This window comes from Streptomyces sioyaensis, assembly GCF_004122735.1.
GTDB classification, from domain to species: Bacteria; Actinomycetota; Actinomycetes; order Streptomycetales; family Streptomycetaceae; genus Streptomyces; species Streptomyces sioyaensis.
Genome location: NZ_SDIF01000017.1, coordinates 55,596 through 78,832, shown reverse-complemented (window position 1 = coordinate 78,832; position 23,237 = coordinate 55,596). Strand labels below are relative to the sequence as shown.

Below are 23,237 nucleotides of genomic sequence, written 5' to 3'. Positions count from 1 at the left end.
TCAGGCGCGTCCGGCGATGCGGTTGATGCGGTCGACGGCCCGCTCGAAGCCGCGGGTGAGGTCGTCGAAGACCGCCTGTACGCTGCGTTCGCTGTTCATCCGGCCGACGATCTGGCCGACCGGGGTGCCCAGCAGCGGCTCGACCTCGTACCGCTGGATACGGGAGTTGGCCTCGGCGACCAGCAGGCCCTGGAGCGGCATCGGGAGCGGGCCGGGGCCGTTCGGGTCGTCCCAGGCGTCGGTCCATGCGGTGCGCAGCTGGCGGGCGGGTTTGCCGGTCAGGGCGCGGGAGCGGACGGTGTCGGCGGGTCCGGCGGCGAGCAGTTTGGCGGTCAGCCGCCGGGAGTGCAGCTCGGCCTCCTCGCAGGTCAGCCAGACCGAGCCGAGCCAGACGCCCTGCGCGCCGAGGGCGAGCCCGGCGGCGATCTGTTCGCCGGTGCCGATGCCGCCGGCGGCGAGCACCGGCAGCGGATCGACGGCGGCGACGACCTCCGGGGTGAGGACCATGGTGGCGATCTCGCCGGTGTGGCCGCCCGCCTCGTAGCCCTGGGCGACGACGAGGTCGATACCGGCGTCCTTGTGGTGCCGGGCGTGCCGGGGGCTGCCGGCCAGCGCGGCGACCAGGATGCCGTGGTCGTGCGCGCGCCGGATGACGTCGGGGGGCGGGGAGCCGAGGGCGTTGGCGAGCAGCTTGATCGGATAGTCGAAGGCCACATCGAGCTGGGTGCGGGCGACTTCCTCCATCCACCCGGTGATCCGCCAGCCGGACGCCTCGCCCTCCGCGAGCCGCGGTACCCCGTGTGTGTCGAGCAGTTCGGCGACGAAGCGGCGGTGCCCCTCCGGAATCATCGCCTCGACCTCGGCCTCGCTGACGCCGGCCACCTTCTTGGCGGGCATCACCACATCGAGTCCGTACGGCAGCCCCTCGGTGTGGTCCTGCATCCAGTCGAGGTCACGGGCCAGCGCGTCCGGGGCGGTGTAGCGGACCGCGCCGAGCACCCCGAACCCGCCGGCCCGGGTGATCGCGGCGGCGACGGCGGGAAAGGGCGTGAACCCGAAGACGGCGTGCTCGATTCCCAGCGTGTTGCTCAGCTCCGTCTGCATGCGCGCAGGATGCCGCAGCGGGCCGTACGAGGGAAGAGAGTTTCTGATGGAACGTCAGAAACTTGCCCCGGGGCGGCGCGGGGACCGATTCCGCCGCCCCGGGGGCCCTAGCTCTTCCCGGCGCCCTCCTCCAGCACCGCCATCGCCGCATTGTGCCCCGGGATCCCGCTCACTCCCCCGCCGCGTACCGCGCCCGCGCCGCAGAGCAGGACGGTGGGGTGCGTGGTGGCGACGCCCCAGCGGGCCGGTGCGCCGCCGCCGTGCCCGTCCTCCGGATCCGCGTACGGGAAGGCCAGGTCGCGGTGGAAGATGTTGCCGCCCGGCAGGCCCAGTTCGCGGTCCAGGTCGAGCGGGGACCTGGCCTCGATGCAGGGGCGGCCCTCGGCGTCGTACGCCAGGCAGTCGGCGAGCGGTTCGGCGAGATGGGTGTCGAGTTCGGCGAGGGTGGCGGCCAGGAGGCGGTCGCGGGTGGGGGCGTGGTCGGCGGTGTCGGCGGCGAACAGGCGCGCGGGGGTGTGCAGCCCGAACAGGGTGAGCGTCTGGTAGCCCTGGCGGACCAGGTCGGCGCCGAGGATGGAGGGGTCGGTCAGGGAGTGGCAGTAGATCTCCGAGGGCGGGGCGGCGGGCAGCGCGCCGGAGGCGGCCTGCCGGTAGGCGTCCTCCAGCTGGCGGTAGCCCTCGGCGATGTGGAAGGTGCCGGAGAACGCCTCGCGGGGATCCACCCGGGTGTCCCGGAGCCGCGGCAGCCGGGTGAGCAGCATGTTGACCTTGAGCTGGGCGCCCTCGGCGGGTGGCGGCGGAGCCTCGCCCAGGAGGCGGGCCAGCTCCCGCGGGGCGGCGTTGACCAGGACCCGGCGGGCGCCGACGGTGCCCGCCGCGCAGCTGACCTCCGCGGTCCGGCCGTCCGTCGCGATGCCGGTCACCTCGCAGTCGGTGACGATCTCCGCGCCGGCCCGGCGGGCGGCGTCGGCCAGGGCGTCGGTGAGTGCGCCCATGCCGCCGATGGGGACGTCCCAGTCGCCGGTGCCGCCGCCGATGACGTGGTAGAGGAAGCAGCGGTTCTGCCGCAGCGAGGGGTCGTGGGCGCCGGCGAAGGTGCCGATGAGGCCGTCGGTGAGCACCACACCGCGGATCAGGTCGTCGGCGAAGGTCTCCTCGACCAGCTCCCCCAGGGGGCGTTCGAACAGGGCGTGCCAGAGGGCGTCGTCGCCGATGACGGCACGGAGCGCCTCGCGGGTGGGGAGCGGCTCGGTCAGCGTGGGGAAGACCCGCTCGGCGAGCCGCCGGGTGGCGCCGTAGAAACTCTGCCAGGCGGTGAACTCCCGCTCCGATCCGGTGAGTTCGGCGAAGGCCGTACGGGTGTGGGCCTCGCCCTTTCCGACGAGGAGTCCGGTGGGGCGGCCGTCGCGCACGGTGGGGGTGTAGGAGGAGACGGTGCGTTTGCGGACCGCGAAGCGCAGCCCGAGGTCCCGCACGATCTTCGGTGGCAGCAGGCTGACGAGGTAGGAGTAGCGGGACAGCCGGGCGTCGACCCCGGTGAACGCCCGGGTCGACACGGCGGCACCGCCGGTGTGGTCCAGCCGCTCCAGCACCAGCACGCTGTGCCCGGCGCGCGCGAGGTAGGCGGCGGCGACCAGTCCGTTGTGCCCGCCGCCGACGATGACCGCGTCATACGAAGTCCGTTCCGGCATGCCTCTTGGTAGCACGCGCCGATCAGGGTCGCCAGGTGCACGCGGCTGAAACCTTCTCCCCGGTCGGTGCGGCTTCTTGACCGGGCAGGGGGGTGCTCCTAGCGTCCGGCCGTGCTCCGCCCCGGCACCGCCCGCGGCCGTCCTCTCCTCAGCCGTCCCGCCCACCCGTGAGGTGACCCGTGTCCCGTTCCCCGGTACCCCGCACCGGCCGTACCCTCGCCGGACTGACCGCCGTCGCCGCCTGCTCCGCCGGACTGCTCGCGGCTCCCGCGCCGGCCTCGGCCGCCCCCGATCCGGCCCGCGCGCCCGGCGCCGCACGGGCCGCCGGGGCGTATCCGAATCTCGCCCCCAGACCCCCGATGGGCTGGAACGACTGGTCCTACTACATGTGCCGGATCGACGAGAAGACGGTCCTGGACAATGCGCGGGCGCTGGTCCGTACGGGGCTGGCGGGCAAGGGGTACCGCACCGTCACCGTCGACGACTGCTGGATGAGCAGAGCCCGCGGCTCGCGGGGCGAGCTGGTGGCGGACCCGGAGAAGTTCCCGCACGGCATGGCGTATCTGGGGCGGCAGCTGCACCGCATGGGACTGAAGTTCGGGATCTACACGGACGTCGGCACCCTCACGTGTGAGAAGTATCCGGGCAGTCTCGGCCATTTCCCCCAGGACGCACAGCAGTTCGCCCGGTGGAAGGTGGACTACGTCAAGGCGGACGGCTGCAACGTGCCGGTGGCGCCGGGGCGCACCAAGGAGGAGACCTACCGGGACGTGTACGGGCAGATGAGCCGGGCGCTCAGGGACACCGGCCGGCCGATGACCTTCTCGGTGTCGGCGCCGGCCTATTTCCAGTACGACGGGGACAGCGTCTGGCACCGGGTCATCGGCTGGTCGGCGGAGGTCGGCAATCTGTGGCGCGGCGGGCGGGATGTCGCGCTCCAGCAGCACACCCCGGCCGCGAAGTGGTCCTCCATCCTCTACAACTTCCGCTACAACGCGAAGCTGGCGGCCCTCCAGAAGCCGGGGCGCTGGAACGACCCGGACTTCCTGCTGGCCGGCGACACCGGCCTGACGCGCGCGGAGATCCAGAGCCAGATGTCGCTGTGGGCGATGATGGCCGCGCCGCTGATCTCCAGCACGGATGTCGCCCGCCTGTCCCCGCAGGCGCGCGAGGTGCTCGGTAACACGAAGGTCATCGCCGTCGATCAGGACGCGCTCGGCGTGCAGGGGCGGCTGGTGCGGCAGGACGACGGCTCCGCGGTGCTGGCCAAGCCGCTGAAGAACGGCGACGGGGCGGTCGCCCTGTTCAACTCGGGCGACACACCGCGCACCCTGTCCGTCACGGCCGCCGCGGCCGGTCTGCCGGATGCCGGGTCCTACCGGCTGCACGATCTGGTCACCGGCCGCCGGACGGAGAGCGACCGGACCATCGTGGCGCGGGACGTGCCACCGCACAGCACGGTGCTCTACCGGGTCACCCCGCACTGAGCCGGCGGGCCGGCACCCGGACCCGCCCGGACGCGGGCCGCCCGTTCACTGCCGCCCGCGTACGGCGCGCTCCTGGCGCCGGGCCGCGAGCCGGCGGTGGACGGCGGCGGCCTCGTCCGCGCGGCCCAGCTGTTCCAGACACTGGGCGAGGTCGCTCTGGCTGGCCAGCGCGTCGAGATGGCCGGCGCCCAGGACCCGCTCGCGGGCGTCGGCGACCCGGCGGTAGTGGTCCAGTGCCTCGCCCCAACGGCCGAGCCAGCCCAGCGCCACGGCGGTCTCCCGGCGGCTGACCAGGGTGTCGGGGTGGTCCTCGCCCAGCACCCGGGCGCGGGCCGCGGCCACTTCACGGGCCTCCACCAGCGCCTCCTGCCAGCGGTGCTGCCGGCCGAGGTTGACGACCAGGCCGTGCCGGGCGCGCAGGGTCTCCGGGTCGTCGGCGCCCTGGGCGCGGGTACGGGCCGCGACCAGCTCCCGGTAGAGCGCCAGCGCCTCCGCGCTGCGGCCGAGCCGGCCGAGGCCGATACCGACCTCGTAGCGGGCGGCCAGGGTGTCGGGGTGGTCGGGGCCGAGCACGGCCGAGCGGGCCGCCGCGACCTCCTGGTAGACCTGCAGCGCCGCCGCCCACATGCCCAACTTGCCCAGCACGAAGGCGAGTTCACCGCGGGTGGCGAGGGTGTCGGGGTGCAGCGGGCCGAGCACCCGGGCGCGGGCCTCGGCCACGTCCCGCGCCATCGTGTGGCAGTCCTCCAGCCGTCCCAGCCGGCCGAGATTGAGCGCGACATGGTGGCGGCAGCTCAGCGAGTCGGGGTGGTCGGGGCCCAGCGCACGTTCGCGTCCGCCCAGCACCTCGGCGTAGAGCTGGTGCGCCTCGAAGTGCCGGCCGAGGTGGCCCAGTGCATGGCCGGCCTCCAGCCGGCTGGTGAGGGTGTCGGGGTGGTCGGGGCCCAGGAGCCGGGCCCGCTCCGCGGCGAGCGCGCGATGTGCCTCGCCCGACTCCGCCCACCGGCCCAGCCGGCCGAGGTCCAGCGCGGCGGTGTGCCGGCCGGCCAGCGCGGCGAGGGCGGCACGGCGGTCGTCGGGCAGCGGCGGGCCGGCGACGCCGGCGGCCGGGGAGGCATCGTCACGCCGCGGGTCGCTGCCGCCGGTCCAGGCGTCGGTGAGGACCGTGGCGGCCCGGTCCGGTGCCGGGCGGTACGGCCGCCGGACGAGGTGTGCCGCGGAGCCGGGGGTCATGCCGTGCGTCCAGGACGGCAGCGGTCGGGCCGGGACGGTGACCTCGTCCGGGTCGGCCACGGCGCGGTGCGCGAGCAGCGGCGCACGGGCATCGGCGAGGCGTTTTCCCAGCTCGGCGGCGTCCCGGGGCCGGTCGTCGGGGTCCTTGGCGAGGAGTTCGAGCATGATCCGCTCGTAGCTCTCCGGCAGGTCGGGCCGGAGCGTACGCGGCGGCTCGGGGGCCCGGTCGCGATGCCCGACGAGCACCGCCCAGGTGTCGCCCAGGTCGAACGGCGGCACGCCGGTGGCGATCTCGTACAGCACACAGCCGAGCGAGTAGAGATCGCTGCGGTGGTCGATGCCGTGGGCGCCGATCTGCTCGGGCGACATGTAGTGCGGACTGCCCATGGCGATGCCGGTGCCGGTCAGCCGGGCGGTGAAACCGATGTCGTGACCGAGCCGGGCGATGCCGAAGTCGCAGATCTTGACCGTGCCGTCGGCGGTCTTGACGATGTTCGCCGGCTTGAGGTCGCGGTGCACGATGGCCTGTTCGTGCGTGTAGGCGAGCGCGGCGGTGACCTGTTCGGCGATCTCGATGAAGTCCGGGACGGGCAGCGGCTGGCGCCGGTTGTCGTCCAGCAGCTGGCTGAGATTACGGCCGCTGAGCAGCTCCATGACGATGAAGAGGGTGCCGTCGTCCTCGCCGAAATCGTGGACGACGGTGATGCCGCGGTGCTGGAGCGCGGCCGCCACCCGGGCCTCACGGCGGAAACGTTCGCGCAGGACCCGCAGGAACGAGGGTTCGTGCTCCGGGCCCAGCGGCTTGAGGCATTTGACCGCTACCTGCCGGCCCAGCGACTCGTCGCGGGCGCGCCACACCTCCCCCATGCCGCCGCGTCCGATGGTGTCGAGCAGTCGGTACCGTCGTTGGATCAGTCTGTTTTCTGCCACCGTGAATCGCCGCCCCCGTCCCCGTTCCGCGGTCAGCCGCGCAGCTCCCCCTGCGTGCCCCGCTGCCCTGACAGTATGGCGGGGGAACGGCGGAGCTTGTAGGGCGCTGGGCGGGTGTCGGGGCCGAGTCGCTCGACGGCGCGCAGGATGTGCCGGGGCGGGAGCTGCCAGCGGACCTTGGAGGGAACGGCGCGCAGCAGGCGGCCGGTGGCGCACAGCCGGCGGGTGACGGCGGCGGGCGGGGGTGCGGGGAGCCCGTAGAGGTCGTGTGCGTACGCCGGGAGTGCGCCGTAGGCGAGGCGGGCCACCCGCTGCCACAGCAGTGCGCGGGCCGGCCGGAGCACCGCCGGGGTCGGCGGCCGGCGCAGAAAGGCGGCCACCTCGCGGGCCTCCGGGGTGAGCGCCAACTCGGGCCGTACGCGGGCGAAGTAGGCGGCGAGGGCGGCCCGGTCGCCGGGCACGGCGGCCGGGTCGAGGCCGATGAGCCGGGCGCTCTCGCGTTGCTCGGCGAGGTAGGCGTCGGCCCCCTCGTCGCCGACCGGGCAGCCGGAGCGGCGCAGGACGTGCAGGTAGGAGTCGACCTCCGCGCAGTGCACCCACAGCAGCAGTTCCGGCTCGTCGACGCGGTAGCGTGCGCCGCCGGCCGGATCGGCGGCGGTCAGCCGGCGGTGGATACGGCGGACCCGGGCGCCGGCCCGTTCGGCGGCCTCGGTGGTGCCGTAGGTGACGGTGCCGACGAAGTCGGCGGTCCGCAGCAGCCGGCCCCAGGCGTCGCGGCGGAAGTCCGAGTTCTGCAGCACGCCGCGGACCGCACGGGGGTGCAGCGCCTGGAGGTACAGCGCGCGGACGCCGGCGATCCACATCATCGGGTCGCCGTGCAGCTGCCAGGTCACCGAGCGGGGCCCGAACAGCCCCGGGTCGTCCGTGGACACCTCAGCTCACCTCCCGTTGCCGCGTCAGCGCCGTACGCGGGGCATCCCGAGGCCGAGCCAGGAGATGATCTCGCGCTGGATCTCGTTGTTGCCGCCGCCGAAGGTGAAGATCACGGCGGAGCGGTAGCCGCGTTCCAGCTCGCCGTGGAGCACCGCCCCGGCCGAGCCCTCCTTGAGCGGACCCGCGGACCCGACGACCTCCATCAGCCAGGCGTAGGCGTCCCGCCGGGCCTCGGAGCCGTAGACCTTGACCGCCGAGGCGTCCTGCGGGGTGAGGGTGCCCTGCTGGAGCGCGTCGACCATCTGCCAGTTCAGCAGCTTCATGGCATCCAGTCTGGTGTGGGTACGGGCCAGCCGTCCACGCACCCAGCCCAGGTCGATCACCCGGCGGCCGTCGCTGAGCTTGGTGCCGGCGGCCCAGCGCTGGACGTCGTGCAGGGCGCGGATGGCCATGGTGCCGTGGGCGGCGAGGGTGACCCGCTCGTGGTTGAGCTGGTTGGTGATGATCCGCCAGCCCTTGTTCTCCTCGCCGACGCGGCGGGAGGCCGGGACGGTGATGTTCTCGTAGTAGCTGGCGGTGGTGTCGTGCGAGGCGAGGGTGTTGATCAAGGTGCAGGAGTAGCCGGGGTCGCTGGTCGGGACCAGCAGCATGGTGATGCCCTTGTGGGGCGGGGCGTCGGGGGCGGTGCGTACGGCGAGCCACACCCAGTCCGCGGTGTCGCCGTTGGTCGTCCAGATCTTCTGTCCGTTGACGACGTAGTGGCCGCTGTCCTCGTCGCCTTCGCGGACGGCGCGGGTCTTGAGGGCGGCCAGGTCGGTGCCGGCGTCCGGTTCGCTGTAGCCGATGGCGAAGTCGAGCTCGCCGGAGAGGATCCGGGGAAGGAAGTAGGCCTTCTGTTCGTCGGTGCCGTACTGCATGAGCGTCGGCCCGACGGTGTTCAGCGCCATCAGCGGCAGCGGCACACCCGCCTGGGCGGCCTCGTCGAAGAAGAGGAACTGCTCCATCGGGGACATCCCGCGGCCGCCGAACTCCTTGGGCCAGCCCACGCCGAGCCAGCCGTCGGCACCCAGCCGGCGCACGGTCTCACGGTAGAAGCGCTTCCGGTCGGCGGGGGCGGCGTACCGTGCCGAGGCGTCGTCCGGCACCAGCCGGGCGAAGTACGTGCGCAGCTCGGCGCGCAACTGCTGTTGCTCGGGGGTGTATTCGAGGTGCACGGCCCCTCCAGTTCGTCCGCTCCGGTCGTCCGGCCCGGGGGTGGCCCGCGAAGCTGACGGGTCGTCGGCTGCCGGATCGAGGGGCACAGTAGAACTTGTTCCAGAAATACGGAAGGGTGCGCGGACCGGCCGCGGACACACGAAGGCCCGGCCCGGCACCTCCGCGGCACCGGACCGGGCCTTCCCCGGACTCCATCAGCCCACGGCGTGCTTCGCCGGGTTGCTCGGCTGCACCCGGTGGTGCTGCACGTCCTTGCAGTACTTGACGAACCCGCTGTTGGTCACGTACTTCGCCGAGACCCAGGCCGGCCGCTCGCTGCGCGTCAGGTACCAGACGGAGTTGCCGCGGACATTCTGGGTGCGCACCTTGCACACCAGGCCGACCTGCGAGCGGTGACGGAGGTAGCCCCGTACGGAGGAGTCCGTGCTGGGGTACTGACGCTCACTCAGGCCCGCCTTGGCCGTGACGACGCCGTAGGGCTTGAGGGGTCCGGGTGCCGCCTGGGCCGGGGCCGCGAACAGCGTCGCACCGACGGCGACGACCGCGGCCAGTGCGCCCGCGCCGGCCGCGAGCTCTCTACCTCGGGCCACGAGGTTTTCGGTCGTGGACATAGGGGGGGTCTCCTGTTCTTGACGCGCAATGTCACCCATTGGTGCACAGCCGGACATTACGCGCACTTCACCCCCGGAATGTGGTGAAACGACGAACAGGCAGCCAATCGTGTGACGGTGCAAGGGTTGCCGGGTGACACGCCGTCATCGGCGCGCGGCCGGACCCGGGTCGGCGCCGGTCAGCCCTCGGCGCCGGCGCGGTGGATCCCGAAGGAGCCGCCCTGGGGATCCCGGATCACCGCGATCCGCGGACCGTCGGGCACGTCCGTCGGGGGCACCAGCAGCATGCCCCCCGACTCCGCGGCCCGGGCAGCCGTCTCGTCCACGTCGGCGACCGCGAAGTACGGCAGCCAGTGCGCCCGCACGTCGTCCGGATAGAACTCGTCCAGTGCGCTCAGCCCGCCGAAGTCGGCGCCGTCGATGCCCCATTGCGGGTAGTCCGCGTGGGTACCGACGGTCCAGCCGAAGACCCGGGTGTAGAAGGTCTTGGCGGCCTCGGCGTCCCGGGTGGCGAGCTCGACCCAGCCGAGCGAGCCCGGCGCGTTGAGGAGGGCGGCGCCGGCGAAGGAACGGGCCTGCCAGAGCGAGAACACCGCGCCCTCCGGATCGGCCAGCACGGCGAAGCGGCCCAGGTCGAAGACGTCCATCGGCCCCATCAGCTGCCGCCCGCCGGCCTCGGTGACCGCAGCGGCCTGCGCGTCGGCGTCCCGCGTCGCGAACGACACGGTCCAGGCGGTCGGCTGTCCGGGGGCGTAGAGCGGGGTCAGCGCGGCGACCGGGGCGGCGCCCAGGTACAGCGTGGTGTAGCCGCCCGCCTCCTGGCGCGGGTCGGTCTCGGCGCGCCAGCCGAAGACCTGGCGGTAGTACACCTTGGCGGCGTCCACGTCCGAGGTGCCCAGCTCCACCCAGCAGGGCGCACCGGGAGTGGGCTCAGTGATCTTCACGGTGTGTTCCGTCCTCCGCGCCGGGCCGTGGCGGACGGGGCTGCGCGCGTCCGTCCGCTGCCGATCGGTAGCCGTACGCTGCCGATGGTCCGACGGGTGCGACCGGGCCGCAACCGGAGCGCGGGGCGGGCCGGGCGGACCGACCCCGGCGGCTCCCGGGCACGCGGCTCACGGGCCGTCGGCGCGCAGTCGGCGCAGGGTGCCGTGCGGGGCGTCGGGGGCGAAGGCCTCGGCGAGGGCGCCGGCGGCGGCCTCGGCGGCGCGCGCCGCGCGGGGCAGCATGGCCGCCTCGTACGCGCCGAGCGCCGCGTCGGTGTCGCGGTCCCCGGCGAGGGCGAGGGCGAGTTCGGCGCCGTCGAGCAGCGCGAGGCCGGCACCCTCGGCGGCGAACGGCGCCATCAGGTGCGCGGCGTCGCCCAGCAGGGTCAGCCCCGGGGTGGCGGTCCAGGTGTGCGGGACCGGCAGGGCGAACAGCGGCCGGTTGCGGAATCCGCTGTCCTGGTCCCGGAGCAGCGCCAGCAGCCGGTCGCCCCAGCCCGCGAAGGCGTCGAGCAGCACCTCGCGGACCGCTTCGGTGTCCGCCATCGTCACCCCGGCCTCCAGCGCCCAGTCCTGGGAGCCGCGGAAGGCGGCCTGGACATGGAGGCGGCCGGTGCCGTGGCGCCGGACGATCAGACCTTTGCCGGCCGAGAGCGCCAGCAGCGTGCCGTCACCGACCAGGCGGGCGAGCCGCGGATGGCGGGTGTCGACGTCCTCGAACCCGGCCTCGACGAAGGTGACGCCGCAGTAGTGGGGGGTGGCGTCGGAGAGGACCGGACGCACCCGGGACCAGGCACCGTCGGCGCCGATGACCACGTCGAAGGTCTCGGTGTGGCCGTCGTCGAACTCGGCGGTGTGGCGGCCGTCGCCGAGCGGGTGCAGGGTGCGCAGATAGCTGCCCCAGCGCAGGGTTCCGGGCGGCAGGGATTCCAGCAGCAGCCGGCGCAGCGCGCCCCGGCCGATCGCGGACCCGCCGGTTTCGCCGGGGGCCGGGGCGTGCCGGAAGAGTTCCGTCGCGGTGCGGTCGAGCAGCCGCAGCTCCTGGCCCGCCGGGCGGGCGAGCGCGGCGCACTCCTCCTGGAGACCGGCCGCGCGCAGCGCCGCCTGACCGGTCGTCAGCCACAGCTCCGGCACGCCGTGTCGGTCGGGCGCGGCGACGGCGGCGTCCTGCTCGAACACGGTGACCGGCAGCCCGTTGCGGCGCAGGACGCGGGCGCAGAGGAGCCCGCCGGGACCGGCGCCGATGATGGCGATACGGGGCGGGGCGGGGTTCATGGCGCTCCTCGGCTGAGCGAAACGGCAGCCCCCTGGCCAGAAAAGCACAGTGGCCCACCGGGTGCAGCACGGCGCCGGGCCGGCTCCCGCCGCTGCCCGCCCGCAGGATCCACGGACCGGGGCGCCGGCGGGGAGGCGCGCGTGGGCGGGTGCGGACGTGGGTAGGTCGTCCCAGGTCGGGGGCAGTGGGGGCCTGTTGAGGAGCAGGGGCCCGACAAAAGGGAAAGTTGGCCACTTCTACGGAACCGCGCTTGCATATTTAGGTATGCCTAACCTAACGTAGCGACGCGTGTCGACGACCAAACCATCTGCCACCGCACCCGCTGTGCCCGATGCGCCGCCCGCCGCGCACCTCCTGCGGCGCGTCCCGCTGCTCGTGGTCGGGCTTGCGGCGCTGGCGGTCTGTGCCGCCCTCAGCCTCGCCCTCGGTACCCGGTCCGTACCGCTGTCCACCGTCTGGGACGCGCTGACCGGCGCCACCCACGGACGGGACGCCCTCGTGGTGACGGGACTTCGGCTGCCGCGCACGGTGGTCGGGCTCGCGGTCGGCGCGGCGCTCGGGGTCGCCGGGGCGGTCGTCCAGGGCATCACCCGCAATCCGCTCGCCTCCCCGACGACGCTCGGCATCAACGCGGGTGCGGGCTTCGCGGTGATCACCGCGATCTACGCACTGCATCTGACGCGACCCGTCCAGTACATCTGGTTCGCCTTCGCGGGAGCCGCGGCCGCCGCGCTGTTCGCCCAGGCGCTGGCGCGGCGCGCCGGTGACCTGGATCCGGTGCGCCTGGCGCTGGGCGGCACCGTCCTGCAACTCGTCCTGCTGTCCTGGGGGTCGACGGTCATGCTGGCCAGCAAGCGGTCGCTGGACGAGGCGCGGTTCTGGCTGGCCGGTTCGCTGGCCGAACGCCCGCTGGCGGTGCTCTACCCGGTGCTGCCGACCCTGCTGATCGGGCTGGTCGTCGCGCTGGCCATCGCCCCGGCGCTCAACGCGCTGGCGCTGGGCGACGATTCGGCGCAGGCGCTGGGCGTGCCGGTCTCCCGGATCCGCAGCGCGGGCGGGCTGGCCGTCGTCCTGCTCGCCGGTTCCGCGGTGGCCGTGGCCGGTCCGCTCGCCTTCATCGGGCTGGCCGCTCCGCATCTGGTCCGCCAGCTGCTGCGCACCTCCGACCACCGGATCGTGGTCCCCGGCTGTCTGCTCGCCGGCCCGCTGCTGCTGCTCACCGCCGACATCCTCGGACGGCTCGTCATCCGCCCGTCCGAATTGCAGGTCGGCATCATCAGCGCGTTCCTCGGCGCGCCGCTGCTGGCAGTGCTGGCCCGGAAGGTGGCCCGATGAACGGCTTCGTACGCAGTGCCGCGCCGCACGGGGACCCGGCGGTGGACGCCGGCCGCCGGACCCGCCGGGGCGCCGCACGCGGGCGTACCGCGCTGACCGCCGTCGTCGGTCTCGTGGTGCTCTGCGCCCTGGTGACGGTGTCCGTGGCCAACGGTGACATGGCGCTGCCGCCCGCCGACGCGGTCAAGGGCCTGTTCGGGCTCGGCGACTCCGCGACGGTGCTGGTGGTCCAGGAGTTCCGGGCCCCGCGCATGGTCGCGGCGATCGTCGCGGGGGCGGGGCTGGCGGTGGCCGGCGCCCTGCTCCAGCGGCTGTTCCGCAATCCGCTCGCCTCACCCGACGTCATGGGGGTGACCGGCGGCGCCTCGTTCGGGGCGGTGGCGATGCTGGCCGCCGGGGCCTCGCAGGCCCTGATGCCGCTGGCCGCGCTCGGCGGCGGGCTGCTCGCCGCGGTGCTGCTCGGGGTGTTCGGCTGGCGCGGCGGGGTCAGCGTGACCCGCCTGGTGCTGGTCGGTCTCGCCGTACAGGCCGGCCTGTCCGCGGCGGTGAGCTTCATGGTCGTCAGCTTCCCCACCGAGCTGGCCGGGTCGGCCCTGCAGTGGACGACCGGCTCGGTGTACGGGCGGACCTGGCCCGAAGTGTGGTCCGCGGGCGGGGCGGTGGCGCTGGGCCTGCTCGTCGCCTTCGCGCTGCACCGCCGGCTCGCCGTCCTCGACCTGGGCGACGACTCGGCCGGCGCGCTCGGCCTGCGCACCAGCGCCGCCCGGCTGCAGGTCCTGGTCATCGCGATCGTGCTGGCCTCGCTGGCCGCCGCGCTCACCGGACCGGTCGCCTTCGTCGCGCTGGCCGTCCCGCACATGGTGCGGTTTCTCGCCGGGCCGCCGACCGCCGGGACGCTGGCGCTGTCCGGCCTCGCCGGTGCCGTGCTGCTGCTCGCCTCCGACCTCGTGGCGCAGTATCTGCTGCCGGTCGGCGGGCTGCCGGTCGGAGTGGTCACCGCCACTCTGGGCGCGCCATGGCTGCTGGTGCTGATGATCCGTCAAAGCAGTTCCGTGAACAGGAGTGCCCGATGACCGCCAATCAGCTTTCCACCCACGGACTCGATCTGCGCTACGGCGACCGGCTGATCGTCGGCGGCCTGGATCTGGTGCTGCCCGGCGGCGCCGTCACCGCCGTCGTCGGGCCCAACGCCTGTGGCAAGTCGACCCTGTTGCGCGGGCTGACCCGGCTGCTGGCGCCGGCCGCCGGCACCGTCGCGCTGGACGGCGCCGATATCCACCGGATGCCGGCCCGTGCGCTGGCCCTGCGGATGGGGCTGCTCCCCCAGCAGCCGGTCACCCCCGACGCGATCACCGTCGAGGCGCTGGTACGGCTCGGCCGCTACCCCCACCAGCGGCTGCTGAGCCCCTGGTCGGCGGCGGACCAGCAGGCGGTGGAGGAGGCGCTGCGGCGCACCGGCACGCGGGAGTTGCGCGACCAGCCCGTCGACCAGCTCTCCGGCGGTCAGCGACAGCGCGCCTGGATCGCGCTCGCGCTGGCACAGGACACCGATCTGCTGCTGCTCGACGAGCCGACCACCTTCCTGGACCTGCGGCACCAGCTCGATGTCCTCGACCTGGTCGCCGCGCTGCACGCCGAGGCGGACCGCACCGTGGTGATGGTGCTGCACGACCTCGGACAGGCCGCCCGTTACGCGGATCACCTCGTGGTCCTCAAGGACGGGCGGCTGGCGGCGGCCGGCGCCCCGGCGGACGTCCTCGACGCGGAGCTGGTCAAGTCCGTGTTCGACGTGGACTGCCGGGTGATCCCCGACCCCGAGACCGGCACCCCGCTGGTCGTCCCGAAGAGCAGCGCGAAACGGCACACCGCCGTGACCGTCTGACCGCCTCCCCCACGGGCGTTTCCTCCCTCCCTCCGCTCCCGTCAAGGAAGACACCTTCATGCTGACCAGAATCCCCCTCCGCGCCACCACCCGCCGGCTGCCGGCCGCGCTGCTCGCCGTCGCCCTGGGCACCACCGCCCTGACCGCCTGCGGCGGCGGCACCAAGGCCGGCGACGACGCGGCGCAGGGCAAGGCCGGCGCCGGCTTCCCGCGCACCGTCAAGAGCGCCATGGGCGGCGAGGTGAAGATCCCCGCCAAGCCGAAGCGCGTGGTCGTCCTGGACACCGGTGAGCTGGACGACGTCACCACCCTCGGCGTCAAGCCCGTCGGCGCGGTCTCGCCGCACATGAAGACCGAGGGCGGCTTCCCCACCTACCTCAAGGACGAGATCGGCGGCGTCAAGGACGTCGGTCCGCTGTTGGAGCCCAACCTCGAAAAGATCATCTCCCTGAAGCCCGACCTGATCCTGTCCTCCAAGGTCCGGCACGAGAAGATCTACGACAAGCTCCAGGCCATCGCGCCGACCGTCTTCACCGAGACCACCGGCGGCCCCTGGAAGGCCAATCTGAAGGTCCACGCCAAGGCGCTGGGGCTGGAGAAGGAGGCCGACCGGAAGCTGGCGGAGTACCAGACCCGGGCCAAGGCGCTGGGCGCGGCCATCAAGAAGAAGTACCACGGCACGATGCCCTCGGCCTCGGTCGTGCGCTTCGTAGCCGGCCCGACCCGCCTCTATCAGAAGTCCTCCTACAGCGGTGTGGTCCTCGACGACATCGGCCTGGCCCGGCCGAAGTCGCAGAGCTCCACCGACCCGGCCAAGACCATGCTCGACGTCAGCCCGGAGCAGATCGACAAGGCTAACGCGGACCTGGTGTTCGTGGCCTCCGCGGACGCGCCGGGCAAGACCCAGCAGAAGGACGTCACGTCCAACCCGGTCTGGAAGGACCTGCCGGCCGTCAAGCAGCACAAGGTCTTCAACGTGCCGGACGAGACGTGGATGTCCGGCATCGGCATCCAGGCCGCCGAGCACATGCTCGCGGACGTGGCGAAGGCCACCGGGGTGCCACTGCCGAAGGGCTGACCCCCTGGGGTGGCCCCTCCCCGCGGGGCCACCCCCTTTTTTCGCCCTCTCCCGCCTCTCCTGCCCCTCTTGTTCCCCCCGCACCACCCTCGACCCCAAAGGGGCCCGCTCATGCGGATGTATCTGCTCGCCCTCAACCCCACCGACTCGGTCACCGAGGGGTTCCTGCCCGCTGCCGCCCGCCTCGGCCTCGACGTCACGATCCTGACGGACCAGCCATCGGCGCACCGGGACGTCCCTGCGCACACCGAGGTTCTGGAGTGCGACGTCCATGACTTCCGCGCCGTCATCAACCGGATAGCCACCCACCACCGCGCCGACGCGGTGTTCACCAACAGCGACCATCTGCAGACCCAAGCCGCCCTGGCCGCCGACTACTTCGGACTGCCCGGCAAGGACTGGCGGGCCGCGCTGCGCGCCAAGAACAAGGGCGAGATGCGGCGCCACCTGGCCGCCGCGGGCCTCGACGCGGTGCGGTCCATGGAGCTCGCCGCCGGGCAGGACCCGTCCGCGTTCGCCGCCGCCGACCTGCCGTATCCGGTGGTTCTCAAGCCCCGCGAGGGCGTGGCGAGCGAGGACGTGATCCTGGCCGCGGACCCCGAGGAGCTGGTGGCCCGCGCCAAGGAGATCCAGGCGCGGCGCCCGCACGCGGCGCTGCTGGCCGAGGAGTTCCTGACCGGTGAGCTGTACACCCTGGAGACCCTGGGCGACGGCCGGGTACGGCATGTCCTGGGCGGCTTCCACACCGCCGTCTCCGCACCGCCCGTCTTCATCGAGGAGCGGCTGGACTTCGTCGCCGCCCCGCCGGAACCCGTGGTCGCCCAGGTGACGGCGCAACTCGACGCACTCGGCGTCGGGCTGGGCGCCTGCCACACGGAGTACGTGGTGCACGAGGGCCGGGCGCGGCTCATCGAGGTGAACTACCGCGTCATCGGCGACCAGTGCGACCTGCTGCTCGCGCAGATCCTGGACATCGAGCTGTTCGAGCTCATCCTGCGGGCGCATCTGGGCGAGCCGCTGCCCGCGGACCTCGGCGCCCGGCACGACGGCGCGGGCCGGGTGGAGTACGCCCTCGCCGACCGGGCCGGCACGCTCACCGCGGCGCCCGCCGCCACGGACCGGACGGTGGACGGCGTACGCCTGGCGTACCGGCCGCTGCGCGCCGTCGGCGAGCGGCATCCGCACTACGGCACCAACCGCGACTACCTCGGCGTGCTGCGGGTCACCGGCACCGACCGCGGCGCCGTGGACCGGGTGGCGGACGACTTCGTCGCCGCGGAGCGCTGGGAGATCACCCCGTGAACACCGCACTCGCCACCGCCGAGGGCCCCGCCACGCACCGGACCGACGACGCGGCCGGGACGGCGGAAGAGGCCGAACTGCTGGTACGCGTGCTGGGGGCGCTGCTGCGGGAGGACGTCGTCGGCCTGCGCACCCACGGCACGCTGCTGGAACGCCCGGACGGGCACTGGCTGCGGCTCCCCGCGGGCCCGGCCGCCGGCGCCCTGCTGCTGCCGCTCGCCGAGGACGGCTACCAGAGCGCCTGCACCGCCCGCCTGCCGCTCCTGGTCCGCGAGTCCGACGGCGCCCGGCTGCGCACGCTCGACGAGGTCCTCACCGCGCTGCGCGACCTCGCCGACCCGGCCGACCGCGGCGGCTTCGACGCCCTCGCCGAGGAGTGCCGCCAGACCCTGGCGACGATGCGGCTGCACACCCGCACCCGGGACGAGGCCGACGCCGACCTGACGAGCCGCCACGGCGACGATCCCGGCGCCTGGCCGGGCCTGGCCGGCGGCCTGGCGTACGACACGCTGGCCGCCCGGACCGACCACCCCGTCTACCCGACCGCCCGCGGCCGGTCCGGCCTCGACGAGGACCAACTCCGCGCGTACGCACCCGAGTTCCGCCCCGGTTTCGCGCTGCGCTGGCTCGCCCTGCCGCGTGCGGCGGTCACCGTGCCGGGTGGCGCCGCGGCACTGCCCGACTGCTGGCCGACGCCCGGGGAGCTGGGCCTGCGCCACCTCGACGAGAGCCATCTCGCCCTTCCCGTCCACCCGTTGTCCGTCGGCGATCCGCTGCGCGGGGCGCTGCGCCGGACCGGTCTGGAGGACGCGGCGGTACTGTCCGACCGCGAGCCGCTCACCGCGGTGCCGACGCTGTCGATGCGGACCGTGGCGCTCGATGCCGACCCGCGGCTGCACCTGAAACTGCCGCTGGCCACCGCCACGCTGGGCCTGCGCAACCGGCGCACCATCAAGCCGGGCACGCTCGTCGACGGCGCGGCGGGCCAGCGGCTGCTGGAGACCGTGCTCGCCCGCGAGCCGCGGTTCGCCGCCGCGATCCTCCAGGCCGACGAGACCTGCTACGCGCACGCCGGTGACGAGCTGCTGGCCGTGCTGTGCCGCCGCTACCCGGCCGGCCTGGACGACAGCGCCGTCGTGCCGATGGCCGCGCTGCTGAGCCGGGCACCGGGCGGGCGGCTGGTGATCGACCACCTCGCGGACCGCTTCTACGGCGGCGACCCGCTCGCCCTGCTCGATGCCTGTCTCACCCTGCTCTTCGACTGGCAGACCACCCTCTTCGGCTACGGCATCGCGCTCGAATCGCACCAGCAGAACATCTCGCTGGTGCTGGACCGGGCCGCCGGCGGCACCCGGCTGCGGCTGCTGTTCAAGGACAACGACGGACCGCGGATCAACACCGTCCGGCTGCGGGAGGCCCTGGGCGACGACGCCCCGGACCCGGCCGGCTTCGCCGACCCGCGGATCTTCGCCGAGAACGACCGGCCGGTGCTGGACCTGTTCACCACCATCACCGTCCACCTGTGCGCGGGCTCGTACGCCTTCGGCCTCGCCCGGCACCAACGCGCCCCGCTGGACCGGCTGCTGGGCCTGGTCCGCGACCGGCTGGCCGAGGCCGTCGAGCGGCTGGGCACCGGGCCGCACGAGCCGGGCGCCGTGCTGCGCGCCCAGGTCCTCGACGCGCCGGAGCTGCCGGTGAAGGCGATGGTCAGCGCCGGGACGCTGCTGTCCAAGGAGCGCTCGGGCGCCGCCGACATCAACAAGCACTACACCACCGGACCCAACTACCTGCTGCCTACGGGGGCTTCCCGATGAGCACCGCCACCTCCCGCCGGACCGAGCCGGCGGTCGTCGAGACCAAGGCCCGTCCGGCCCTCGCGCGCCGCCAGGTGCACGCCGTGGCCGGCTGCTACTTCGTGGCCTCGTTCGCCGCCCTCGGCCTGCCGCCGTACCTCACCGAGGTCCTGCCCGAGCTGGGCGACGGCGCCGCCCGCTGGGCCGGTCTGCTCTATGTCGTCCCCACCCTGTTCGGCGCCCTCGGCGCCCCGCTGTGGGGGCGACTGGCCGACCGCTTCGGCCGTAAGAGACTGTTGCTGCGGGCGCAGTTGGGGCTGGCGGCGGCGTTCCTCCTGGCCGGCTGGGCCGATTCGCTGGCCACCTTCGCCGCGGCGCTGGTCGTGCAGGGCGTCCTCGGTGGCACCTTCGCGGCGTCGAACGGCTATCTGGGAGCGGCCCTGGAGGGCCATGCGCTGTCCCGGGCCCTGACGCTGATGCAGGGCAGCGCGCGGGCGGCGCTGGTCTTCGCGCCGATCGTGGTCGGCGCGCTGACGCCGTGGCTGTCGCCGCACCGCCAGTACGCCCTGCTGGCCGTCCTGCCGCTGGCCGCGGCCCTGATGCTGGTGCGGCTGCCGGAGCCGGCCGCCGCCCGGGCCGGCGTGGTGCAGGGGGACGGTACCGCGCCGGGTGCCGAGGTCACGGAGCCCGCCGAGCCGGTCCGCCCCCCGGCCGGGCACACGCCGGACGCCGGCCCGCTGCGCGCCCTCTACGCCCTGGAGTTCGCGTTCGTCTTCTCCACCGTCATCTCCTTCCCCTACCTGATCTCCCTCATCTCCCAACGGCTGCCGGGGACCGATCCGCTGGTGTCCGGCGTGCTGTTCGCCCTGCCGCACCTGTGCTACCTGGTCGCGGCGATGGGGGTGCACGCCGCCTTCCGCACCCGCCCCCGGACCGGGATCGCCCTCGGCTTCGGCCTGATAGCGGCCGGTCTGGCCGGGCACGGCCTGGCCGGCTCGCTCGCCTCCTTCATCGCCGTACGCCTGGTGCTGGGCGCCGGGCTCACCCTCGGCCTGGTGTGCCTGTCCGTGCTGGCCGCCGACTGCGCCAAGGGCCGTGCCCCCGGCGGGCTGTTCGGCTCGATCGAGTTCTTCTCCAAGGCCGGCGCGGTCGCCGCGGGCGTGGCGGCCACCGCCGGCAACGACTGGTTCGGTCCGGTCGCGCCGTTGCTGACCGGTACCGCGATAGCCGTGGCCACCGGACTCGCGACCGCCGCCCCTCTCCTCGCCCGTACTCTCCGCACCCGCAGGAGCCACCGATGCCCTCGCTGACCAATTCGCCCGGCACCGCCCCGGTATCCGCCGCCCCCACCGGCCTGCCCACCGCCGACCAGGCCGTGGCGCACACCCTGCTCAACTGTCTGCTGCGGGAGGTCTCCGGTCCCGAGCACCAGACCGCCGTCGATGACGGGCGGCTGCTGATCCGGCTGCCGCGCCGCGGCGTGCTGCTGCGCGTCGCGCTGCGCCGTACCTCGCTGCTGGGCGCGCACCGCTTCACCGGCCCGGTGTCCGAGGAGACCGACGGCGGCTGGGCGGAGGTCGGCTGGCGGCGGCTGGCCGAGTACGCGCACGCCGAGCTGTCGCTGCGCACCGGGGTGCACAACGAGGAGTTCCTGGCGCAGATCGCCTCCAGCCACCAGGCCGTGTCCGCCGCGCTCGCGGCCCGTGCGCAGGACCCGGCCGCCGGGGAGCACACCGCCGAGGACTGGCAGGCCGCCTATGTCGCCTCCGAGCAGTCGCTGCTCTTCGGCCACCGCTTCCACCCGACCCCGAAGGCCCGCACCGGCGACCCCACCGCCTGGCAGTCGTACGCCCCCGAGACCGGCGCCGCCTTCCCGCTGCTGCTGCTCGCGGTGCGGGACGAACTGATCGCCGAGGAGTCCTGCGCGGACGGCGCCACCGCGGTGCTGGACGCGCTGCACCCCGACGTCCCGGACGGCTACCGCCTGCTGCCCGTCCACCCCTGGCAGTACGAGCTGCTGCGCGACCACGCGGGCCTCCAGGAGGCGCTGGAGCGCGGCGACATCCGCGTCCTGGGCAGCGGCCGGACGCCGTTCGCCGCCACCGCGTCCGTGCGCACGCTCTACGACGGCGCGGCCTTCCTGAAGTTCAGCCTGAACGTCCGGATCACCAACTGCCTCCGGAAGAACGCGAGTTACGAGCTGTCCGGGGCGGTGGCACTCACCCGGCTGCTGGCGCCGCAGCTCACCGACCTCGCCACCCGCTTCCCGGGCAGCGCGGTGCTCCAGGAGCCCGCCTACCGCAGCCTGGCGCTGCCCGGCGCCGACGGCCGCCCGGCCACCGAACTGCTCGAAGGGTTCGGCGTCATCGTCCGCGAGGGGCTCTCCCAGCGACTGCTGCCCGGCACCACTCCGCTGCTGGCCGCCGCCGTCGCCGACGAGTACCCCACCGGCCCGGCGCACGTCTCCCGGCTGCTGGCGGGCGCCGGCCCGCAGGCCGCGCTGGACTGGTGGGCCGCCTACCTCGCCCTGCTGCTCCCGCCGGTGCTCGCCGCCTACTTCGACCACGGGCTGGTGCTGGAGCCGCATCTGCAGAACGTCCTGGTCTGCGTCGACGGCGACGGGATGCCCGCGCAGGTCCTCTTCCGCGACCTGGAGGGCACCAAGCTCGTCCCGGAACACCACACCGAGCTGCTGGCCTCGCTGCCGGAGCAGGTGGCCGCACCGATGACGTACGACGCCCAGCGCGGCTGGGACCGCGTGGTGTACTGCCTGCTGGTCAACCACGTCGCCGAGATGCTCGCCGCGCTCGCCGATCTGCACCCGGACACCGAGACGGAGCTGTGGGCGCAGGTCCGCCGCACCCTGCAGACCCACGCGGACCGCTACGGCTGCCCGCCGCGGCTGGCCGCCCTGCTGGCCGGCGTCCCGCTGCCCGCCAAGGCCAATCTGCTCACCCGCTGGGAGCGCAAGGCCGACCGGGAGGCCGGCTATGTGCGGCTGCCCTCGCCGCTGGCCGAGTCCGTGCTGTCGGGCGCGGTACGCACCGACGACACCACCCCCTGGAGCGCCCGATGACCACCCCGAGCCCCGCCCTTCCCGCCACGGTCCGCGACCGGGTCCGCTCCCTCGCACCCGAGGAACTGCCCGCCTACCTCTACGACATGGCGGCGCTGCGCGCGCACCTGGCCGAGGTGCGGGCCGCGCTGCCCGGGCGCGTCGAGCTGTACTACGCGGCCAAGGCCAACCCGGAACCGGAGATCCTGGGGGCGCTGCGCCCGTACGTGGACGGCTACGAGGTCTCCTCGGGCGGCGAGCTGGCACATGTCGCCAAGGCCGTGCCCGACGCGCCGCTGGCCTTCGGCGGACCGGGCAAGACGCCCGCGGAGATCGTGCGGGCGCTGGAGACCGGCGTACAGCGCTTCCACGTGGAGAGCGTGTACGAGCTCCACATGCTGGCGAGCCTGGCCGCCCGCCACGTACCGGAGCGCCGGATCGCGGTGCTGGCGCGCGTCAACCTGCCGGTCGCCGACGGCTCCCTGGACGGCAGCTCGCTCGCCATGGGCGGCCGCCCGACACCCTTCGGGCTGGACCCCGACCGGGCCGGTGAGGTCGTCGCCCTGCTCACCGACGGCAGCTATCCGCACCTCGAACTCCGCGGCATCCACGCCCACTTGGCCAGCGGCCTGGCGGCGCCCGAGCAACTCTCCGTGGCGGAGGCCATCGTGACCTGGGCCGCCGCGCTGGCCGCCCGGCACCGCGTCCCGCTGTCCGAGGTGACCATCGGCGGCGGCATGGCCGTCGACTACGCCGCCCCGGAGCGGCGTTTCGACTGGGCCGCCTACGGCGCGGGCCTGGCCCGGCTCGCCGCCGCCCACCCGGACCTCACCCTGCGCATCGAGCCGGGGCGGGCGCTGACCGCCTACTGCGGCTGGTACGCGACCGAGGTGCTGGACGTGAAGCGCAGCCACGGCGAGGAGTTCGCCGTGGTGCGCGGGGGCACCCACCATCTGCGCACCCCCGCGACCAAGGGCCACGACCAGCCCTGCACGGTGCTGCCGTCCGAGGTGCCCTGGCCGCACCCCTGGCCGCGGGCGGCGGCGGAGGGCGGCCTCGTCACCGTCACCGGGCAGCTGTGCACCCCCAAGGACGTCCTCGCCCGCGCGGTCCCGGCGCCGGGGCTGCGGGCCGGTGACCGGCTGGTGTTCGGCGTGGCCGGCGCGTACGCCTGGAACATCTCGCACCACGACTTCCTGATGCACCCGCGCCCCGGCTTCCACTTCCTGGACGCCGCGGAGCCCGGCGCGGGCGGGGAGGGCTGAGGTACTCCGCCCCGCCGCGGTCCGCCGCCGGCCCGGCGTGCGCCGCGGGCCTCCGGGGCCGACG

General features: G+C 74.1%; 18 protein-coding genes. 10 read left to right on the top strand and 8 right to left on the bottom strand.

Annotation, left to right across the window (positions count from 1 at the left end; all coding sequences use genetic code 11):
- Window positions 1-1,104 (bottom strand): NAD(P)H-dependent flavin oxidoreductase, encoded by a 1,104-nt coding sequence (locus tag EST54_RS09030; RefSeq protein ID WP_129246829.1) that lies wholly within the window; start codon window positions 1,102-1,104, stop codon window positions 1-3.
- Between the two features lie 107 nt (window positions 1,105-1,211).
- Complete coding sequence (locus EST54_RS09025) at window positions 1,212-2,795, bottom strand: phytoene desaturase family protein (protein WP_129246827.1); 1,584 nt, start codon at window positions 2,793-2,795, stop codon at window positions 1,212-1,214.
- A 179-nt stretch (window positions 2,796-2,974) separates the two neighbouring features.
- Here EST54_RS09025 and EST54_RS09020 point away from each other — a divergent pair, with 179 nt between their 5' ends.
- A complete protein-coding gene (locus tag EST54_RS09020) occupies window positions 2,975-4,282 on the top strand; it encodes a glycoside hydrolase family 27 protein (RefSeq protein WP_129246825.1) in 1,308 nt (435 codons plus the stop codon).
- 45 nt (window positions 4,283-4,327) lie between these two features.
- Here EST54_RS09020 and EST54_RS09015 read toward each other — a convergent pair whose 3' ends face one another.
- The 6 genes from EST54_RS09015 to EST54_RS08990 all read right to left on the bottom strand — a co-directional run bounded on the left by EST54_RS09015 (window position 4,328) and on the right by EST54_RS08990 (window position 11,462).
- Window positions 4,328-6,445, bottom strand: coding sequence for a serine/threonine-protein kinase (locus EST54_RS09015; protein ID WP_129246823.1), 2,118 nt, complete (start codon window positions 6,443-6,445; stop codon window positions 4,328-4,330).
- Window positions 6,446-6,477: 32 nt separating this feature from the next.
- Window positions 6,478-7,377 (bottom strand): oxygenase MpaB family protein, encoded by a 900-nt coding sequence (locus tag EST54_RS09010; protein ID WP_129246821.1) that lies wholly within the window; start codon window positions 7,375-7,377, stop codon window positions 6,478-6,480.
- Between the two features lie 24 nt (window positions 7,378-7,401).
- Window positions 7,402-8,592 carry an acyl-CoA dehydrogenase family protein gene (locus tag EST54_RS09005; RefSeq protein ID WP_129246819.1) on the bottom strand — a complete coding sequence of 397 codons (1,191 nt, stop codon included), beginning with the start codon at window positions 8,590-8,592 and terminating at the stop codon, window positions 7,402-7,404.
- A gap of 195 nt (window positions 8,593-8,787) precedes the next feature.
- Complete coding sequence (locus tag EST54_RS09000) at window positions 8,788-9,204, bottom strand: SH3 domain-containing protein (RefSeq protein ID WP_129246816.1); 417 nt, start codon at window positions 9,202-9,204, stop codon at window positions 8,788-8,790.
- A 179-nt stretch (window positions 9,205-9,383) separates the two neighbouring features.
- Window positions 9,384-10,148 (bottom strand): VOC family protein, encoded by a 765-nt coding sequence (locus EST54_RS08995; protein WP_129246814.1) that lies wholly within the window; start codon window positions 10,146-10,148, stop codon window positions 9,384-9,386.
- Window positions 10,149-10,316: 168 nt separating this feature from the next.
- Window positions 10,317-11,462, bottom strand: coding sequence for an FAD-dependent oxidoreductase (locus EST54_RS08990; protein ID WP_129246812.1), 1,146 nt, complete (start codon window positions 11,460-11,462; stop codon window positions 10,317-10,319).
- A gap of 325 nt (window positions 11,463-11,787) precedes the next feature.
- Here EST54_RS08990 and EST54_RS08985 point away from each other — a divergent pair, with 325 nt between their 5' ends.
- The 9 genes from EST54_RS08985 (at window position 11,788) to EST54_RS08945 (ending at window position 23,173) form a co-directional block, all read left to right on the top strand.
- Window positions 11,788-12,798 carry a FecCD family ABC transporter permease gene (locus EST54_RS08985; RefSeq protein WP_129246877.1) on the top strand — a complete coding sequence of 337 codons (1,011 nt, stop codon included), beginning with the start codon at window positions 11,788-11,790 and terminating at the stop codon, window positions 12,796-12,798.
- On the top strand, window positions 12,795-13,871 hold the full coding sequence (locus EST54_RS08980) for a FecCD family ABC transporter permease (protein ID WP_129246810.1): 1,077 nt from the start codon (window positions 12,795-12,797) through the stop codon (window positions 13,869-13,871). The genes EST54_RS08985 and EST54_RS08980 overlap by 4 nt, the downstream gene beginning before the upstream one ends.
- Complete coding sequence (locus EST54_RS08975; RefSeq protein WP_129246809.1) at window positions 13,868-14,680, top strand: ABC transporter ATP-binding protein; 813 nt, start codon at window positions 13,868-13,870, stop codon at window positions 14,678-14,680. Before EST54_RS08980 ends, EST54_RS08975 begins: the two co-directional genes overlap by 4 nt.
- Before the next feature lie 58 nt (window positions 14,681-14,738).
- Window positions 14,739-15,758: an ABC transporter substrate-binding protein gene (locus tag EST54_RS08970; protein ID WP_129246807.1), complete on the top strand. Its 1,020-nt coding sequence runs from the start codon at window positions 14,739-14,741 to the stop codon at window positions 15,756-15,758.
- Window positions 15,759-15,869: 111 nt separating this feature from the next.
- Window positions 15,870-17,060: an ATP-grasp domain-containing protein gene (locus EST54_RS08965; protein WP_129246805.1), complete on the top strand. Its 1,191-nt coding sequence runs from the start codon at window positions 15,870-15,872 to the stop codon at window positions 17,058-17,060.
- Window positions 17,057-18,874, top strand: a complete 1,818-nt coding sequence (locus EST54_RS08960) for an IucA/IucC family protein (RefSeq protein ID WP_372448110.1) — start codon at window positions 17,057-17,059, stop codon at window positions 18,872-18,874. The genes EST54_RS08965 and EST54_RS08960 overlap by 4 nt, the downstream gene beginning before the upstream one ends.
- Entirely contained in the window at window positions 18,871-20,163 is a 1,293-nt protein-coding gene (locus tag EST54_RS08955; protein WP_129246803.1) for an MFS transporter, read from the top strand. The genes EST54_RS08960 and EST54_RS08955 overlap by 4 nt, the downstream gene beginning before the upstream one ends.
- Window positions 20,151-21,929, top strand: coding sequence for an IucA/IucC family protein (locus EST54_RS08950; protein ID WP_129246801.1), 1,779 nt, complete (start codon window positions 20,151-20,153; stop codon window positions 21,927-21,929). Before EST54_RS08955 ends, EST54_RS08950 begins: the two co-directional genes overlap by 13 nt.
- Window positions 21,926-23,173 carry a type III PLP-dependent enzyme gene (locus EST54_RS08945; RefSeq protein WP_129246799.1) on the top strand — a complete coding sequence of 416 codons (1,248 nt, stop codon included), beginning with the start codon at window positions 21,926-21,928 and terminating at the stop codon, window positions 23,171-23,173. Before EST54_RS08950 ends, EST54_RS08945 begins: the two co-directional genes overlap by 4 nt.
- The last annotated feature ends 64 nt before the right edge of the window (window positions 23,174-23,237 follow it).

Coding starts and splice junctions, on each gene's coding strand:
- EST54_RS08980 (WP_129246810.1), top strand. CDS start 12,795: ATGAACGGCTTCGTACGCAGTGCCGCGCCGCACGGGGACCCGGCGGTG.
- EST54_RS08950 (WP_129246801.1), top strand. CDS start 20,151: ATGCCCTCGCTGACCAATTCGCCCGGCACCGCCCCGGTATCCGCCGCC.
- EST54_RS08975 (WP_129246809.1), top strand. CDS start 13,868: ATGACCGCCAATCAGCTTTCCACCCACGGACTCGATCTGCGCTACGGC.
- EST54_RS08965 (WP_129246805.1), top strand. CDS start 15,870: ATGCGGATGTATCTGCTCGCCCTCAACCCCACCGACTCGGTCACCGAG.
- EST54_RS08970 (WP_129246807.1), top strand. CDS start 14,739: ATGCTGACCAGAATCCCCCTCCGCGCCACCACCCGCCGGCTGCCGGCC.
- EST54_RS09025 (WP_129246827.1), bottom strand. CDS start 2,795: ATGCCGGAACGGACTTCGTATGACGCGGTCATCGTCGGCGGCGGGCAC.
- EST54_RS08945 (WP_129246799.1), top strand. CDS start 21,926: ATGACCACCCCGAGCCCCGCCCTTCCCGCCACGGTCCGCGACCGGGTC.
- EST54_RS09000 (WP_129246816.1), bottom strand. CDS start 9,204: ATGTCCACGACCGAAAACCTCGTGGCCCGAGGTAGAGAGCTCGCGGCC.
- EST54_RS08990 (WP_129246812.1), bottom strand. CDS start 11,462: ATGAACCCCGCCCCGCCCCGTATCGCCATCATCGGCGCCGGTCCCGGC.
- EST54_RS09030 (WP_129246829.1), bottom strand. CDS start 1,104: ATGCAGACGGAGCTGAGCAACACGCTGGGAATCGAGCACGCCGTCTTC.
- EST54_RS08955 (WP_129246803.1), top strand. CDS start 18,871: ATGAGCACCGCCACCTCCCGCCGGACCGAGCCGGCGGTCGTCGAGACC.